Source organism: Lyngbya confervoides BDU141951 (genome assembly GCF_000817775.3).
Taxonomy (GTDB): domain Bacteria; phylum Cyanobacteriota; class Cyanobacteriia; order Thermosynechococcales; family Thermosynechococcaceae; genus Lyngbya; species Lyngbya confervoides.
In genome coordinates this window covers 22532-37234 of record NZ_JTHE03000004.1, presented here as the reverse complement: position 1 = coordinate 37234, position 14703 = coordinate 22532, and the positions used below count along the sequence as shown (strand labels likewise).

Annotated in this window: 12 protein-coding genes and 1 riboswitch; of the genes, 9 read left to right on the top strand and 3 right to left on the bottom strand. The window is 55.1% G+C overall.

The genetic code is table 11. The features are described from left to right. Positions 1 to 141: 141 nt before the first annotated feature. The 8 genes from QQ91_RS00325 (at position 142) to QQ91_RS00290 (ending at position 8487) form a co-directional block, all read left to right on the top strand. Complete coding sequence (locus QQ91_RS00325; protein WP_166278528.1) at positions 142 to 2163, top strand: secretin GspD/PilQ domain-containing protein; 2022 nt, start codon at positions 142 to 144, stop codon at positions 2161 to 2163. 566 nt (positions 2164 to 2729) lie between these two features. Continuing rightward, on the top strand, positions 2730 to 3065 hold the full coding sequence (locus QQ91_RS00320) for a septal ring lytic transglycosylase RlpA family protein (protein WP_166278525.1): 336 nt from the start codon (positions 2730 to 2732) through the stop codon (positions 3063 to 3065). A 176-nt stretch (positions 3066 to 3241) separates the two neighbouring features. Continuing rightward, complete coding sequence (locus tag QQ91_RS00315) at positions 3242 to 4780, top strand: phytoene desaturase family protein (RefSeq protein ID WP_166278522.1); 1539 nt, start codon at positions 3242 to 3244, stop codon at positions 4778 to 4780. Between the two features lie 237 nt (positions 4781 to 5017). Next, complete coding sequence (locus QQ91_RS00310; RefSeq protein ID WP_166278519.1) at positions 5018 to 5134, top strand: photosystem II protein Y; 117 nt, start codon at positions 5018 to 5020, stop codon at positions 5132 to 5134. 364 nt (positions 5135 to 5498) lie between these two features. Further along, positions 5499 to 5984 (top strand): allophycocyanin subunit alpha-B, encoded by a 486-nt coding sequence (apcD, locus tag QQ91_RS00305; protein WP_166278516.1) that lies wholly within the window; start codon positions 5499 to 5501, stop codon positions 5982 to 5984. 215 nt (positions 5985 to 6199) lie between these two features. Further along, a complete protein-coding gene (locus tag QQ91_RS00300; RefSeq protein ID WP_166278513.1) occupies positions 6200 to 6796 on the top strand; it encodes a DUF8166 family protein in 597 nt (198 codons plus the stop codon). 12 nt (positions 6797 to 6808) lie between these two features. Beyond that, on the top strand, positions 6809 to 7870 hold the full coding sequence (locus QQ91_RS00295; protein WP_166278510.1) for a hypothetical protein: 1062 nt from the start codon (positions 6809 to 6811) through the stop codon (positions 7868 to 7870). A 77-nt stretch (positions 7871 to 7947) separates the two neighbouring features. After that, a complete protein-coding gene (locus QQ91_RS00290; RefSeq protein ID WP_166278507.1) occupies positions 7948 to 8487 on the top strand; it encodes a hypothetical protein in 540 nt (179 codons plus the stop codon). 47 nt (positions 8488 to 8534) lie between these two features. Here QQ91_RS00290 and moaA read toward each other — a convergent pair whose 3' ends face one another. Both moaA and QQ91_RS00280 read right to left on the bottom strand, forming a co-directional pair. Then, on the bottom strand, positions 8535 to 9521 hold the full coding sequence (gene moaA / locus QQ91_RS00285) for a GTP 3',8-cyclase MoaA (protein ID WP_166278504.1): 987 nt from the start codon (positions 9519 to 9521) through the stop codon (positions 8535 to 8537). A gap of 173 nt (positions 9522 to 9694) precedes the next feature. Further along, complete coding sequence (locus tag QQ91_RS00280; RefSeq protein ID WP_166278501.1) at positions 9695 to 9994, bottom strand: ferredoxin; 300 nt, start codon at positions 9992 to 9994, stop codon at positions 9695 to 9697. 491 nt (positions 9995 to 10485) lie between these two features. On the opposite strand from QQ91_RS00280, the gene mutS reads away from it, so the two are divergent. Further along, positions 10486 to 13116: a DNA mismatch repair protein MutS gene (gene mutS, locus QQ91_RS00275; protein ID WP_166278498.1), complete on the top strand. Its 2631-nt coding sequence runs from the start codon at positions 10486 to 10488 to the stop codon at positions 13114 to 13116. A gap of 176 nt (positions 13117 to 13292) precedes the next feature. Continuing rightward, positions 13293 to 13390: riboswitch (cyclic di-GMP riboswitch) on the bottom strand. Positions 13391 to 13497: 107 nt separating this feature from the next. Here mutS and thrC read toward each other — a convergent pair. After that, positions 13498 to 14577, bottom strand: a complete 1080-nt coding sequence (thrC, locus tag QQ91_RS00270; RefSeq protein ID WP_166278686.1) for a threonine synthase — start codon at positions 14575 to 14577, stop codon at positions 13498 to 13500. Between the last annotated feature and the right edge of the window lie 126 nt (positions 14578 to 14703).

Below are 14703 nucleotides of genomic sequence, written 5' to 3'. Positions count from 1 at the left end.
GATTGAATTGCTTCGATCCAGTCTTTCGGTCTTCTCCAGTCTCTGCTGGTGCGATACCGCAATCCCGTTGGAGTGGCCGACAATCGTGAGTTGTAAAACGGTAACTATAGGGTAAATACAGTGTTAAATGAGGTTTTTCGGGTGAACGGGTTTAAAGGAACAGCAGCGTTTGCGATCGCAGGCCTAGCCGCCTCCACTGCGGTCATTCAGCCGGCCCATGCGGCGCAGACAGAAATTACCGATCTTCGGCTGTCGCCAACCGCCAATGGGGTGCAGCTCGATCTTCAAGTGCGTGGGAATAGCCGTCCGCCTATTTTTAGCGTGAACCGCGGCAATAGCACCATCGTTGACATTAGCAACAGTCAGCTGCGCCTTGTGTCGGGGAATAGCTTCTCAGAATCGGAGCCCACTGCAGGCCTGCGACGCTTGCAGGTTTCCCAGCTCGATGCGAACACCGTTCGCATTGTGGTCGAAGGGGAAGGAACAGCGCCGATTCTAGACATTACCCGCCGGGAAGCCACCAACGGCATTTTGGTGATGAGCTTTGAGCGCGGCGCTGAACTGACCGCCGCAGGCGATCGCCCCTCCCTGGGGGCTCAAGAAGCTCCCTCGGGCCAGTCTGCAAACCCGGTCCCCCCTAACCGCCCGAGAGCCTCCGCCCCCCCCGTTGGCGATATTAGCGTGGGTGCCATCAACGCTGACCCCGAGCGCATTGAACTGGGGAGCGCTCAAATTATTCCCAAGCTGCTGCTGCGCGACGCTCCCGCTCGCGAGGTGTTAACGCTGCTCGGTCGAGCCTCTGGACTGAACGTGGCCTTTGCAGAGTCGGGTGAAGCAGAAGGGGGACCCACCATTTCCCTCGATATTGAAAATGAATCCGTGGATGATGTCTTTAACTACGTGATTCGTCTCACCGGTCTGCAGGCCAATCGCGTCGGCCAAACCGTATTCGTGGGCAAAGAGCTTCCCGGCGATGCCCAAAATCGCGTGGTCCGGACCCTGCGCCTGAATCAAATGCGCGCTACGGCCAAAACCACCTATTCCACCTCCATCCAAACTGAGGCGCAGACCGGCGGTAACGTTTCTTCAGATAGCGATAGTGGCGCAACCGCCGAAACCGCCATTAACCGATCCACAGTCACGGAAGATCAAATTGAGGGCACCGGCGCGAAGGAAATTCTGGAGTCCTACGGGGCCAACGGAGGGCAGGGGGGATCGACTCTGCTAACGGGTCTGGAAGCGGTCGCCGATTCTCGCACCAACTCCATTACCCTCATTGGGACACCGCGCAAGGTTGAAATTGCCAGCCAGCTCCTGACTCAGCTTGACGTCCGCAAGCGGCAGGTAGCGGTCAATGTCAAGTTTGTGGATGTGAACCTGCTCAATGGAAAACTCTCTAACGCAGACCTGCAATTTAGGGCCAATGATAACTTAGGCATTGGCGTGCTCAATAATGGTGCGGGCCGCGCCTTTGGAGCCATTTTTGGAAGTGGCGCTGCGGTACTCTCCCCCGCGAATGTGGTCACCACCCTCACCGACACCTTCATCGGCACCATCTTTGCAGAGGTGACTAACAATAACGCCAAAATTCTCACCAACCCCACGTTGATGGTGCAAGAAGGCAGCTCTGCCCAGGTGAATCTCACGGAGCAAATTTTCTCAGGGTTTGAAGTGACTGACACCTCGGATGCTTCAGCCAGCGGCGCGGAAACCCGCTCCCAAACTCGCAAGCCAATCATCCAAAATGCTGGGGTCATCCTCAATGTCACCGTGGATCGCATTGATGACAATGGCTTTGTTTCCTTGAGCCTTTCTCCCGAGGTGAGTTCGCCCTCTGGCCGAAGTTTTGAAGACGGCGGATCAGAGGCCCTTCTGCTCCAGCAGCGACGCTTGGAAACAGGAATGGTGCGCCTACGCGATGGCCAAACCATGGTCTTAACGGGCATTATTCGCGATCAAGACCGAGTGGATATCTCTAAAGTCCCCATTCTTGGCGATATCCCGCTGTTAGGTCGCTTGTTTAGGGATGAAAATAAAACCCGTGAGCGCTCTGAACTGGTGGTCCTCGTGACGCCCCAGATTCTAGATGACTCTGACCAGTCCACCTTTGGCTATCAGTATCGACCCAGCCCCGGCGTCGCTCCGACCCTACGACGCCCCTAAGGCAACCCCTTCCTACCCTGAGGATCTCAGATGGGCACAGCGGCTTCTAGAAAGCCGGTGCCCATTTTTTGGCGATCGCACAAAAAGTCCAGGAAAGGGTTCAGCTGAATCCTTCTCAGCTGATTTTTTTGACAGCAAACGGCCCTCAATTGAATGGTTGTCCCCCCGTGAGCCTGCTAGAAGCGCGCTGAGCCGGGAGCACGAATCAAGTTTTTTAATAAAATCACAGCCAATCATAACGAAGGCTGATTAAAGTACCCTGCAATTTCGGAGCCCTGGGCGCTGATTTCCGGGTAGTCAGATGGAATGGGCTAGCTCATACCAGATCCATAGAGAGGAGGGTCAAGCGCCGGAAGACAGCATGAAGGTCATGGATTCGTAACATAAATATCAATTTTTATTACGTTTGCTAGGTGGTTTAAACCTCTGAACACAAGTTCGTCTGGGATGTTGCATAATTTTCGACTTTGTTCCCCTAGCGGCAAAACAGGCGAAGCGGGTGCGCTTTGACAGGGGGATCGGGGCTTGCTAGGGTAAGTCGAGCTTAGTCGTTTAGATAAGTAAAAATGCTTAAAAAGCTACTCTCCTCCACCGCGATCGCTGCCCTAACCTTCATGCCGACGGCAGCCTTCGCACAAACTGCAACCTATTACAGCGATTACTATCAGGGTCGGCTCACCGCGTCCGGCGAAGTTTTTAACACCTGGGACTACACAGCCGCTCATCCCTACTACGCCTTCGGGACCGTGCTGCGGGTGACCAACCTCAACAATGGTCGGGCTGTCACAGTGCGCGTCAACGATCGCTGCAACTGCTCAATTGACCTGAGCAAGGCTGCGGCTGGTCAAATTGGCCTGATCTCCGCTGGACGGGCACCGGTCGCCATTGATGTGGTGCGCTAGGGGGAGGATGATGGGCTTTCCAGATCCTAGGGATCTGCCCACCTAATCCTGCAAAGACCTTGAATTAAACGCTATACCGTAATGAGATGGGGTGCATACAGAATGGACCCCATTTCTGTTGTGATCCCGTCATCCAACAGGACGCAATCTTCTCGGAGCCAGGAGGATGAAAGAGGGTGTCAACCGCTGAAATTATCGTGATCGGGAGCGGGATTGGAGGACTGTGCTGCGCCGCCCTGCTGGCACACTACGGCTTCGACGTGCTCGTGTGTGAAAGTCATGCGCTGCCTGGAGGGGCCGCCCATGCCTTCCAGCGTCAGGGCTACTGCTTTGACTCCGGTCCCTCCCTTTATTCCGGTCTCTCCTACAGTCCCTCCAGCAATCCGCTGCGGCAAGTCCTCGATGCCATCGGGGAAGATTTGGACTGGGTAAACTACGATGCCTGGGGCTGCTGCTTACCTGAGGGCAACTTTTCAGCCAAGATTGGAGCTGATGCCTTCTGCGAGATTCTGGCAAACCTGCGCGGCAAGGAGGCGGTGCAACAGTGGCGATCGCTGCAGCGGGTGATGCAGCCCCTGGGTGAAGCAGCCATCGCCATTCCCACCGCAGCCTTTCGTGCGAACCCTGGCGTTGTCTTTTCCCTGGGACGCTATGCTCCGGCCTTTTTGCAGTATGCGCGCTACGCCAAGCAGCTCACTGGACCCTTCAGTGAAATTGTGCAACCCCTGGTGCGCGATCGGTTTATTTTGAACTGGCTCGATCTGCTGAGTTTTCTGCTTTCGGGGCTGCCAGCCAGCGGCACCATCGGTGCAGAAATGGCCTTCATGTTCGCCGAATGGTATCGTCCCCAGGTGCAGCTTGATTACCCCAAGGGCGGCAGCGGAGCAATTGTGGCGGCCCTATGCCGAGGAATCACCAAACAGGGCGGATCGATTCGCTACAACAGCCATGTAGAAACCCTGCTGGTGGAAGGGCAACGCGCCGTGGGCGTGCAGTTGCGCGGCGGAGAGCAACTTAGAGCCCGGCGGGCCGTCATTTCCAACGCCTCCATCTGGGATACCCTGCGCCTGATTCCCCCCGAGGCAATTTCCCCAAGGTTTCGCCAACGGCGCCAGGCCACCCCTGTCTCTCCTAGCTTTATGCACCTGCACCTGGGGATTGATGCGGCTAACTTGCCCCCTCACCTGGACTGTCATTACATTGTGGTCAATGACTGGGACAGGGGCGTGAGCGCAGAGCAAAATGTGGTGGCCATTTCCATTCCATCGCTGCTGGACCCAACCCTGGCACCGCCTGGCAAGCACAACATTCATGTTTACACCCCCGCCACCGAGCCCTACGAGCCTTGGCAAGGATTAGAGCGCCCAGTTTATGACCGTCTTAAGGAGCAGCGATCGCAGGTGATGTGGCAAGCTCTGGAACGCATTATTCCCGATATCCGTCAGCGCTGCGAGGTGACCCTAGTGGGCACTCCCCTCACCCACGCCCGATTTTTACGCCGCCACCGCGGCAGCTATGGACCCGCCATCGCTGCTGGGCAAGGCACCTTTCCCGGACCCGCCATGCCCCTGCCGGGGCTCTACTGCTGTGGCGACTCCAACTTCCCAGGGATTGGGGTGCCTGCAGTGGCCGCCAGCGGCATGATTGCCGCCCATACCCTGACCCCCCTGCACAAGCACCTGCATTTGCTCCGGCAGCTGAACAGGGTCGCCTAGTCGGCGCCTGCATCAGGGTTGATTTTTTAGAGAATTTGACCCTTCTAAGGACCCTGAAAAGAAATATAATGCCTATGGGATAGTGTTTCACCGGTTTGAAACTCCCCAGGCGGGTCCCCCCGTTCCGCAGGGACGTCCTGCCGGGGCCATCACCCGCAGTTCACTCACAATGGGATGAATTGTGGGGTTGATCGCATGTCATAATCTTAAAACGCTTTACAACAAGAGAGAGTTGCTATGGATCTGCGCGTACTAATTGTTTTAGCTCCCCTTCTCATTGCAGCCGCCTGGGCCCTGAAAAATATCCTGCCCGCCGCGCTGCAGCAGTTCAGCAAGTATTTAAATAAAGACTAAAAAGACCAGAGCCGAGCTGAGCGCCCCTTTCGTCCGGCAGGGCGGCTTGCGCTAGGCCAGACGACGGTGGGAAGCCGCTTGCCGGAAGATCTGTTGAAGATCTGTTCTGGAAACGGTTGCTCGCAGGATTTAAACCCTTGCGTTTTTAAAACAATCATTGTCTGTCGGGTTGGAATTAGCTTAGTGGCCCATATCGTTAAGCTTTGTATCGCTCACGGGTGTTTTACCTTTATTGAGCTTCCAACCCGTAGTTAAACTAGAGTGCGTGGTGAATTTGGTTGTGGGGTTGAACTGGGCCATTCCCATTCAGCCAAGGTAAAGCCCATTGCACTACACATGCATATTAAAAGGTGACCCAAATATCATGAGTGTTGTCAGTCAAGTTTTGCTTCAGGCAGATGACGAGCTGCGTTATCCCAGCGCTGGGGAATTGAGTAACCTCTCTGAATTCTTTAAAACCGGGGCAATGCGGATGGAAATTGCCACCACCCTGAGCGAAAATGAGAAAAAAATTGTCGACCAGGCCAGTAACCAACTCTGGAAGAAAAGACCCGACTTTATTTCTCCTGGCGGAAACGCTTACGGCAGTCGAGAACGCGCTCAGTGTTTGCGAGACTATGGTTGGTATCTGCGCTTGGTCACCTATGGATTGCTGGCCGGAGACAAGGAACCCATTGAATCTATTGGTCTGATTGGCGCTCGGGAAATGTACAATTCCCTGGGCGTTCCCATGCCTGGCATGGCGGAAGCCATGCGGTGTTTGAAGGATGTCTCTCTGTCTTTGCTAAGCGATGAGGAAGCCGCTGAAATTGCTCCCTACTTTGACTTTCTAATTCAGGGCATGTCCTAGGGACTCGGCGTCTACGGTGAAGGCTAGCGGTGCCCCCTCGCTGCGCAGGGTGGGGAGTCTGGCTACTGTCATATCCTCTGAAACTTGGATTCAGAGGATATGACAAGTTTAATCGGCGCTAGCGACGGCCTTACCTATGGGTCGTGGCGCGGCACCCCGAAGGAGGTTATAACTAACGCGGTGTTTAGGAAGGAGGCGAAGTCACGAGGGGCGCCATGCGGCTGGGAAAAGTTGTTAGATCTAACTCTCACTGCGACTACATCATTCAGCTGGATGATGAAATGGACGTGGTGGATCCGCCCCAAGCCGATGACTATGGCTTTGGATCCTTCGTGAAGCTGGAGACCGAAGATCGCCACTGGGCCGTGGGCCTCATTTATAATTCGCAGCTGTTTAATCCGGCGTTTTTGAATACGGGGCCGAGGCTGGTGAGCAACCCTGACCCGTTTTTTACACCGGACCTGATTCAAGAAACCCATGTGCTGCTGTGGACGGTGCTGATTGGAACCTTGAATACGGCGGGCAAGCAGTCCTATGGCAATCAGGGAATTCCAGCCACGGTGGTTCCTGTAAATACCCCGGTTTGGACAATGGCGGCCAATGAGGTGTACGCCTTTCATCGTAATGAGGATCAGCAGCCGCAATTGTCCTACTATAGCCATCTGCTGCGCTCTGGCGGGTTGTTTGCGTCTCAACTGGTGGAGCAGGTGCTGGAGCAGGTGAGCGATTTATTTGAGGGAAGCGATCGCCGTGCCCTGGAAATTCTGCGTAAGGAGCTGCTCTGGAAACATACGATGGGAATGATGCGCTAAGTGTCCTAAATCATGACCTCATCAAGTCCTTCTGCAGCCAGTGGATCCCAAGATGGCCATATTTTGACCTATCCCGGTGTCCTTCCCCAGGGACGAGCCAAAAAGTTGATCCACGTCAATGGCGTGATGAGTACACCAGACAAGCAGCATCGCGACCTAGAGGCCCTGGCCTGGATGACCGTGGAGGCGCCCCTGGATATCATCGGTGTGCACAATAGCACCCAGGGGTTTCAAAACGACATGCTGGAATGCCTGCTGGGGAAAGCAGAGTTGTTTGGAACCTGGGAAAGTCGACGCACGGAGGCCGTCCAAAAGCGCCTGCGGGCCTATGCCGCTCTGGTTGAACAGCTTTTGGAGATGCAGCCGCTGCCCCTCGATTGCGATATTCTTCAGCAAATCCAGTCCCAGTCTTCGGCCCTAAGCCTGCCCCAGGCTATTGCCAATCAACTGGGGTTTGACTTTAGCCTGTTGAAGCGACTACCGCTACTCAACTCGATGAATCTTGAGGATTTATCTCTCTATCTCTACGGAAATTTTCCGGCGGGTGCGCCCCGCGCCATCCTGCGCCTGGCCTACGAAATCATTCAGGCCATTCGTCAGGGCACTGAGGTGATGGTCATGGCCCATAGTCAGGGGACAATCATTTCCGCTCTGGCCTTTCACATTGTGGAGCAGTTTTTCGGTGGCTATGCCAAGTGGGTTAGCGCTCTCCATTTCATCGGCTATGGACCGGTTATTGTATTTGAAGATTTACCGGTGCCGATGCGATCGCGCGCAATTTTGCTACAGCACCGCGAGGACTTAGTGGCCGAATCCCTCAGCAACTTCCGCAACACGGACCTCCTTAATAACGTCCAAACCCAGCTGCAAAAGCTGTTAGAGAATGCTGACAAGCTGGCCCAAATTATTCGCCGCGATTCTCACCACAGCGCGAGTCACTATCTGGGCTTAACCCCAGAGGCGTCCAGCCAGCAATCTGCCCAACTCTTGCAACAATGGTTAACCCAGCCCTGGAGCAACGCGATGTTTCGGAGCCTTTGCTTTTCCCGCATTGTTCTGGAAACCAAAAATTGATATTTATTGCAAAATCCAGACAACCGTAACGTCCCGATTTAGGCTGAGGTCAGTGATCGTGCGCGGAGAACGGACCCATGCGAAGCCTTTTTTCTTTCAGTATTGAAGCCTTTGACAGCACAGCCTATCGTCGCAGCTTGCGCTGGATCTATGGACTGAGCTTGCTGTTATCCCTGTGGTTCGGGGCCAGCCTGCTGTTGGATGTGATTATCATGCCCACCTTATCCAAGGCCGGCATGATGACCTCCGCGGACTTTATTTCCGCCGGGTTTAATATTTTTCATCAGTTCAACAGCGTTGAACTGGTGGTCGGGGCCTTGATGCTATCGGGGGGCCTGGTGCTGATTCGCCAGGGACAAATCCTGCATCAAGGACGCTTTAGTCTCTATTGTGCTCTGCTTTTCACCATTCCCCTGGTTTACTTTTACTATCTGGTGCCAGAAATGGCCGGCCTGGGACTTGCCGTGGATCTTGCGTCGGAGGGTCAACCAACGGCGATGAATGCCATGCATCTGCTCTACTGGGGCTTAGATCTCCTGAAGATTGCCTGCGTGGTGCTCTATCTGTCTGAGCTGTGGCAGTCCTTCCAGCGATCGCAGCCCGTTTCCCTGCTGTAAGGGACGCCGAGAATGCGATGATCTGCTGCTTGCCTAACCCTTGAGCCTTAGCCGCCAATGTGGGACATGGTTCTGGTGTAGGCCCCCACGGTACCAGACCCGCGATCTTTGTAGTTAATTTCGGGTTTAAGGGCCAGCAGATCCCGCACCTGCTGCTGCAGTTCGCCCCAAGACACCCCGGCCCGCAGGGGCGTTTTTAAATCCAGCTGTCCTGTTTCATTGAGAAGACAGGGGCGTAGCCAGCCATCGGCGGAGAGCCGCATGCGATTGCAGCGATCGCAGAAGCACTCGGACATCTGACTGATGAACCCCAGGGTACCTTGGGCACCCGGAATTTGGAACACATCCGCGGGCCCATTGCCCAGCACCTGTCCCGACTCTAGGCCCCAGCGATCGCGGATGCGCTGCCGCAGTTCCTGGGAGGGAATCCACTGGCGCGCGGTGAAGAGGGTGGCGTTACCAATGGGCATAAATTCAATGAACCGCACATGCCAGTTCCGATCCAGCGTTAACGCGGCAAGATCCAGGACCTCGTGATCATTGAGTCCTGGAATAACCACAACGTTGAGCTTGAGCGGATTGAATCCCGTGGCGTAGGCCTGCTGAATGCCCTCCCAAACCCTGGCCCAAAGCTGTTCCGGTTGCAGCTGGACAATGGCTTGAAAGGTTTGGGGATTTAAGGTGTCCAGGCTAATATTGAGGCGCTTGAGGCCAGCCTGGTGGAGTGCCTGGCAGTATTGAGACAGCAAAAAGCCATTGGTGGTCATCGCCAGATCCTGCACCTGGGGCAGGTGAGCAATCCGATCCACGATCTCCACCACATCGGGCCGCAGGAGCGGTTCACCCCCAGTCAGCCGGAATCGTCTAAAGCCCACGGGAATGAGCACCTGCTCCAGTAAGCTTTGAATCTCCTGGGCCGTGAGCCACTCGCCCTGACTCAAGCTCTGGAGCCATTCTCCGTCAGGCATGCAGTATTGACAGCGGAAGTTGCAGCGATCAATCAAGCTGATGCGAAGGTAGTCAACAGGCTGCATGGCGACGGACCGATAGAGGGGGCAAAAAAATAGACCGTAGGACAGGATCGTCTCAAAGATCCACCTACAGTCTATTCAAATTACAATGCTTGATCAGGGGATCTGCGCCTGGCTGCAGGGGAAAACGGTCCTGCGCTGGCGATTTCCACCGCATCTGCCATAAGCGATCACGTCTAGTAAAGCGCTTCCTCTTGGTGAGTTTCAATGGTGCAGTCGGAGGTGGGATAAGCAACGCAAGTTAAAACAAACCCGGCTTCGATTTGATCATCATCCAGGAAGGACTGATCGGATTGGTCAACAGTACCGGATGTAACCTTTCCTGCACAGGTGGAACAAGCACCCGCACGACAAGAGAACGGCAGATCAATCCCTTGATCCTCTGCGACGTCAAGAATGTACTCGTCCTCAGGACACTCAATAGTCGTGTTTAAACCCTCTGCTTCGTTGATGAGTGTGACCTTGTAAGTTGCCATTCGATATTCCTCTCAATTAATGGAAACGGCTATGCACATTTTTGATACTACGGGAAAAACTCAGATTTGTGCGTTCTTTGGGTTGATTTACTGTACGGGATTTGTAATAAGTTTTTGCGATTTCCCCTGAGATTACTTATCACAACCGCACGCAGGGATTCTAGAGGGTGGCATGTCCCATTAAAACTGGATAAAAAAGACTAAAACCAAGCTTAATAAGTATAAATGCGCATTAATTTCTCCTAGGTCAAGATTGTTCCAGATTTTCAGGACTCAATCTAGCTAGAATTTCGGTCCATGCTTCTTAACAGGCAATAAACCTGCGTTTTACGGATAAGTTTTTCTGATTTTTTGGCGCCCTCGTCATTATGGTGCCCCCCTGGCTTAGACGGCGGGGCTAGGGGGCGCTCAAGTCCAGATTCTTGGTAGGTTGTTAATCAAGATCGAGGCGATCGCGCCTTCATGTTGGCTTCATTGTTTGAGTACTCACCATGTCCCAAGTTCCTGTTGCAGGGTCAACTCCCCCATCGCCAAGACTGGGGAAAAATCCAGCGCATGTTCAGCATCGTAAGGCGGTGGATCGAGAGGCGCTGACGCCGATGATGCGTCACTATGTGGACATTAAGGACGAATATCCCCAAAACCTTCTGCTTTATCGGGTTGGCGATTTCTATGAAACATTTTTTGAGGATGCCTGCACGATTGCGAAGGCCCTAGAGCTGGTACTCACCAGCAAAGAGTGTGGCAAAAGCGTGGGGCGAGCCACCATGGCGGGCATTCCGCACCATGCCCTAGAGCGTTACTGTCGTCAGCTCGTGGAAAAGGGCTATTCCGTGGCCATCTGCGACCAGGTGGAGGATCCAGCCCTGGCCAAGGGACTGGTAAGGCGAGAGGTGACCCGGGTGATTACGCCCGGTACAGTGCTGGAGGAAGGACTCCTGCAGGCTCGCCAAAATAATTTCCTGGCGGCCTTTGTGATCGTGGGTAAGCATTGGGGACTGGCCTATGCGGATATTTCGACAGGAGAGTTTTTAGCGACCCAGGGCAGCGATTGCGAGGGGCTGTTTCAGGAGCTGCTGCGGCTACAGCCCTCCGAGGTGATTTTCCCGACCGATGCTCCGGATTTACAGCAGATGCTCCGGCCCGGAGAGCAATGCGATCGCCTTCCGCCAGGGGCACCGCCGCAGTTCTGCTATACCCTGCGATCCCAGGGATCCTTTGTGCTGGCTGAGGCCCGCCAGCGTCTCCTGCAAACCTTCAGGGTGCGATCCCTGGAGGGATTGGGCTGTGAAAGTTTGCCCCTGGCAGTACGAGCAGCAGGAGGGCTCTTGGCCTATCTGGAGTCCACCCAAAAAGAAATTCAGGTGCCGCTGCAACTGCTGCGATCCTATAGCCTGAGCGAGTTTCTGATTGTGGATCACCAAACCCGCCGCAATCTTGAGCTGACCCAAACGACGCGCGACGGCACCTATCACGGGTCCCTGCTGTGGGCCTTAGACCGCACCCGCACCGCCATGGGCGGCCGACTCCTGCGCCAGTGGCTCATGCAGCCGTTATTAAATCTAGAGGAGATTTCAGCTCGACAGGATACCATTGCCGAACTGATGGCAGGGCCGCTGCTGCGGCAAGATTTGCAAACCCTGCTGCAGAATATCTATGACCTGGAGCGGCTGGCTGGGCGGGCCGGATCTGGGACGGCCAATGCCCGCGATCTGGTGGCCCTGGCAGATTCCCTGGAGCGCCTGCAGGATTTGGCCCACCGGGTGGCAGATTGCAGTACCGCTTTCTTAACCGAGATCCAGCAAGTGCCCCCCACTCTAGAAGCCCTGGCGCAGCGACTGCTGGATCATTTGGTGGAGAATCCCCCCTTGAGCCTGACGGAGGGGAATTTAATTCAGTCGGGTGTCCATACTGGTCTGGATCAGCTGCGGGCACAAGTGGACGCCGATCAACAGTGGATTGCAAACCTGGAGCGAGAAGAGCGCGATCGCACCGGAATTTCCACGCTAAAGGTGGGATTTAACAAGGCCTTCGGCTATTTCCTGGCGGTGTCGCGGGCCAAGGCGGACCAGGTTCCCGCCGCCTATATTCGCAAGCAGACCCTAACCAATGAAGAGCGCTACATTACGCCAGAGCTGAAGGAGCGAGAGGCCCGCATTTTTAATGCCCAGGCCGAGCTGTTTGAGCTGGAGTATCAGATTTTTGTGGATTTGCGCGCCGAGGTAGGGGAATACGCCCAGCTGATTCGCTGCGTGGCGCAGCGGATTGCGGCTGTGGACGTGCTGGCGGGGTTGACCGAAGTGGCGCTTTACCAAAATTACTGTCGTCCCGTCCTGGAGGACCATCGGCACCTGGCCATTGAGGCAGGCCGACATCCCGTGGTGGAGCAATCGCTTCCCTCCGGCTTTTTTGTGCCCAATGGGACAGCCCTGGGCCATAGCGTTGAGGGCGGGGCGGACCTGATGATTTTGACCGGTCCCAATGCCAGCGGAAAAAGCTGCTATCTGCGCCAGGTGGGCCTGATTCAGCTCATGGCGCAGATGGGCAGCTTTGTCCCTGCGGCGGCTGCCCATCTGGGCCTCTGCGATCGCATTTTTACACGTGTGGGAGCCGTGGATGATCTGGCCACCGGTCAGTCAACCTTTATGGTGGAGATGAACGAGACCGCCAATATCTTGAACCACGCCACCGCGCGATCGCTGGTGCTCCTTGACGAGATTGGTCGAGGCACGGCCACCTTTGACGGGCTTTCGATTGCCTGGTCCGTGGCGGAATACCTGGCCCATCAGGTTAAGGCGCGAACCATTTTTGCCACCCATTACCACGAACTCAATGAGTTAGCAGCCCTGCTGCCCAACGTGGCCAACTATCAGGTCACGGTGAAAGCCATGCCCGATCAAATTATTTTTCTGCATCAAGTTGCCCCCGGAGGAGCCAGTCGATCCTACGGCATTGAAGCAGGACGCCTAGCCGGATTGCCCCCCCAGGTGATTCAACGTGCCAGGCAGGTGCTGCGCCAAATCGAGAAACACAGCAAAATTGCCGTAGGGTTGCGTAAAGGACATAGCCAGGAGCCCCCTCCCGTATCAGGCGAGGCTGAACAGTTCGAACTACCGTTTTAAATCAGGTTTAAATCAGGTTCAATCCGGCCACTGTGAGGGCAGGCTTTTAAGGGTGCTCTTCAAGCTCTCCATGCATCCGGGGAAGACCTCCTGGGAGAAGCTGCCGCCTCCACCAATGCAACGGTATCAGAGGTAGCCGCGCTGCGTGCTGATCGGCCTAAAAGAGTAAGAGTCCCTTCGGCATCCGTACAGTCCTACCCTAAAAACAGCAGATTAGGACGTAGACTTACGAATTTGCGCCTTAACCTTTCGGGATAAGTTGCCATTTCGAGGACCTGTATGAGCTATACGGGGGGATCGATAGCTCATACGAGGTAAAAGTATAGCTAAATTTCGCAAAAAATAAAGGTCTTTCCGAAATAAGTTTCTGCTGAGTCCTGATTAAGAGCCTATACCGATGATCTCAGCGATTGCATCCATTTGAGCTGGAACGCCTTGGTGGAAGGATTGACCGTCTTGCTCCATGGCCGTGCCTGGATCCTTGAGCCCATTTCCCGTCAAGACGCAGACCACCGTGGCATTGGCTGGCACGCGGTCCTTCACCTTGAGTAACCCGGCCACGGAGGCCGCGCTCGCAGGCTCACAGAAAATGCCCTCCTGAGCCGCCAGCATGCGGTATGCAGCCAAAATCTCGGCGTCGGTGACGGCATTAAACTCCCCCTGGCTTTCCTCACGCACCTGCAGGGCTAGGGCTTCGTTCGCAGGGTTGCCGATGCGAATGGCCGTGGCCAGGGTCTCCGGTTCATAGACCCTGGTCCCCAGCACCAGCGGTGCTGCCCCTGCAGCTTGAAATCCCATCATTTTGGGTAAATGGCTGGCCCGGTTTTCCTGAAAATAGGCCTTAAAGCCGCGCCAATAGGCCGTGATATTGCCCGCATTGCCCACGGGAATGCAAAGCCAGTCTGGGGCATCTCCTAAAACATCCACGACCTCGAAGGCCGCTGTTTTTTGGCCTTCGAGGCGATAGGGATTGAGAGAATTAACCAGGGTAATTGGGTAGGTTTCGGACATCGCCCGCACAATTTCCAGGGCCTGATCGAAGTTGCCCTGAATCGCCACAACTTTGGCCCCGTACAGCAGCGCCTGAGCCAGCTTGCCCATGGCCACGTAGCCATCTGGGATTAAGACGACGGGCTTCAGTCCGCCCCGCTGGGCATAGGCTGCGGCTGCCGCCGAAGTATTGCCGGTGCTGGCGCAAATGACAGCTGCTGATCCGGCCTCCTTGGCCTTGGAAATAGCCATGGTCATGCCGCGATCCTTAAAGCTGCCCGTGGGATTTAAGCCATCGTACTTCACAAAGACCTTGACATTTTTGCCGATTTCCGAGGCGATGGCGGGAACAGAAATCAAGGGGGTATTCCCCTCGTGGAGCGTCACCACAGGGGTTTGGTCCGAGACCGGCAGGTAGGCGCGGTAGGCCTCAATCAACCCAGGCCAACCGTTGGCCCGCTGGGTGGGCATTGATAAACTGTCAATCACGATGGAAACGGCTCTGCAAACTCGATGAAAAATATTGGGGGACCTTGCCAGAACCCAAAGGCCTCAGGTTCTAAGTGGATGCTCCAGTCTCTATAGTTTACCCTGACC

Bases quoted from the DNA above. Each gene is read 5' to 3' on its own strand.
- QQ91_RS00280 (WP_166278501.1), bottom strand. From the start codon at position 9,994: ATGGCAACTTACAAGGTCACACTCATCAACGAAGCAGAGGGTTTAAAC.
- mutS (WP_166278498.1), top strand. From the start codon at position 10,486: ATGTCCCAAGTTCCTGTTGCAGGGTCAACTCCCCCATCGCCAAGACTG.
- QQ91_RS00300 (WP_166278513.1), top strand. From the start codon at position 6,200: ATGCGGCTGGGAAAAGTTGTTAGATCTAACTCTCACTGCGACTACATC.
- QQ91_RS00320 (WP_166278525.1), top strand. From the start codon at position 2,730: ATGCTTAAAAAGCTACTCTCCTCCACCGCGATCGCTGCCCTAACCTTC.
- apcD (WP_166278516.1), top strand. From the start codon at position 5,499: ATGAGTGTTGTCAGTCAAGTTTTGCTTCAGGCAGATGACGAGCTGCGT.
- thrC (WP_166278686.1), bottom strand. From the start codon at position 14,577: ATGCCCACCCAGCGGGCCAACGGTTGGCCTGGGTTGATTGAGGCCTAC.
- QQ91_RS00310 (WP_166278519.1), top strand. From the start codon at position 5,018: ATGGATCTGCGCGTACTAATTGTTTTAGCTCCCCTTCTCATTGCAGCC.
- QQ91_RS00295 (WP_166278510.1), top strand. From the start codon at position 6,809: ATGACCTCATCAAGTCCTTCTGCAGCCAGTGGATCCCAAGATGGCCAT.
- QQ91_RS00290 (WP_166278507.1), top strand. From the start codon at position 7,948: ATGCGAAGCCTTTTTTCTTTCAGTATTGAAGCCTTTGACAGCACAGCC.
- moaA (WP_166278504.1), bottom strand. From the start codon at position 9,521: ATGCAGCCTGTTGACTACCTTCGCATCAGCTTGATTGATCGCTGCAAC.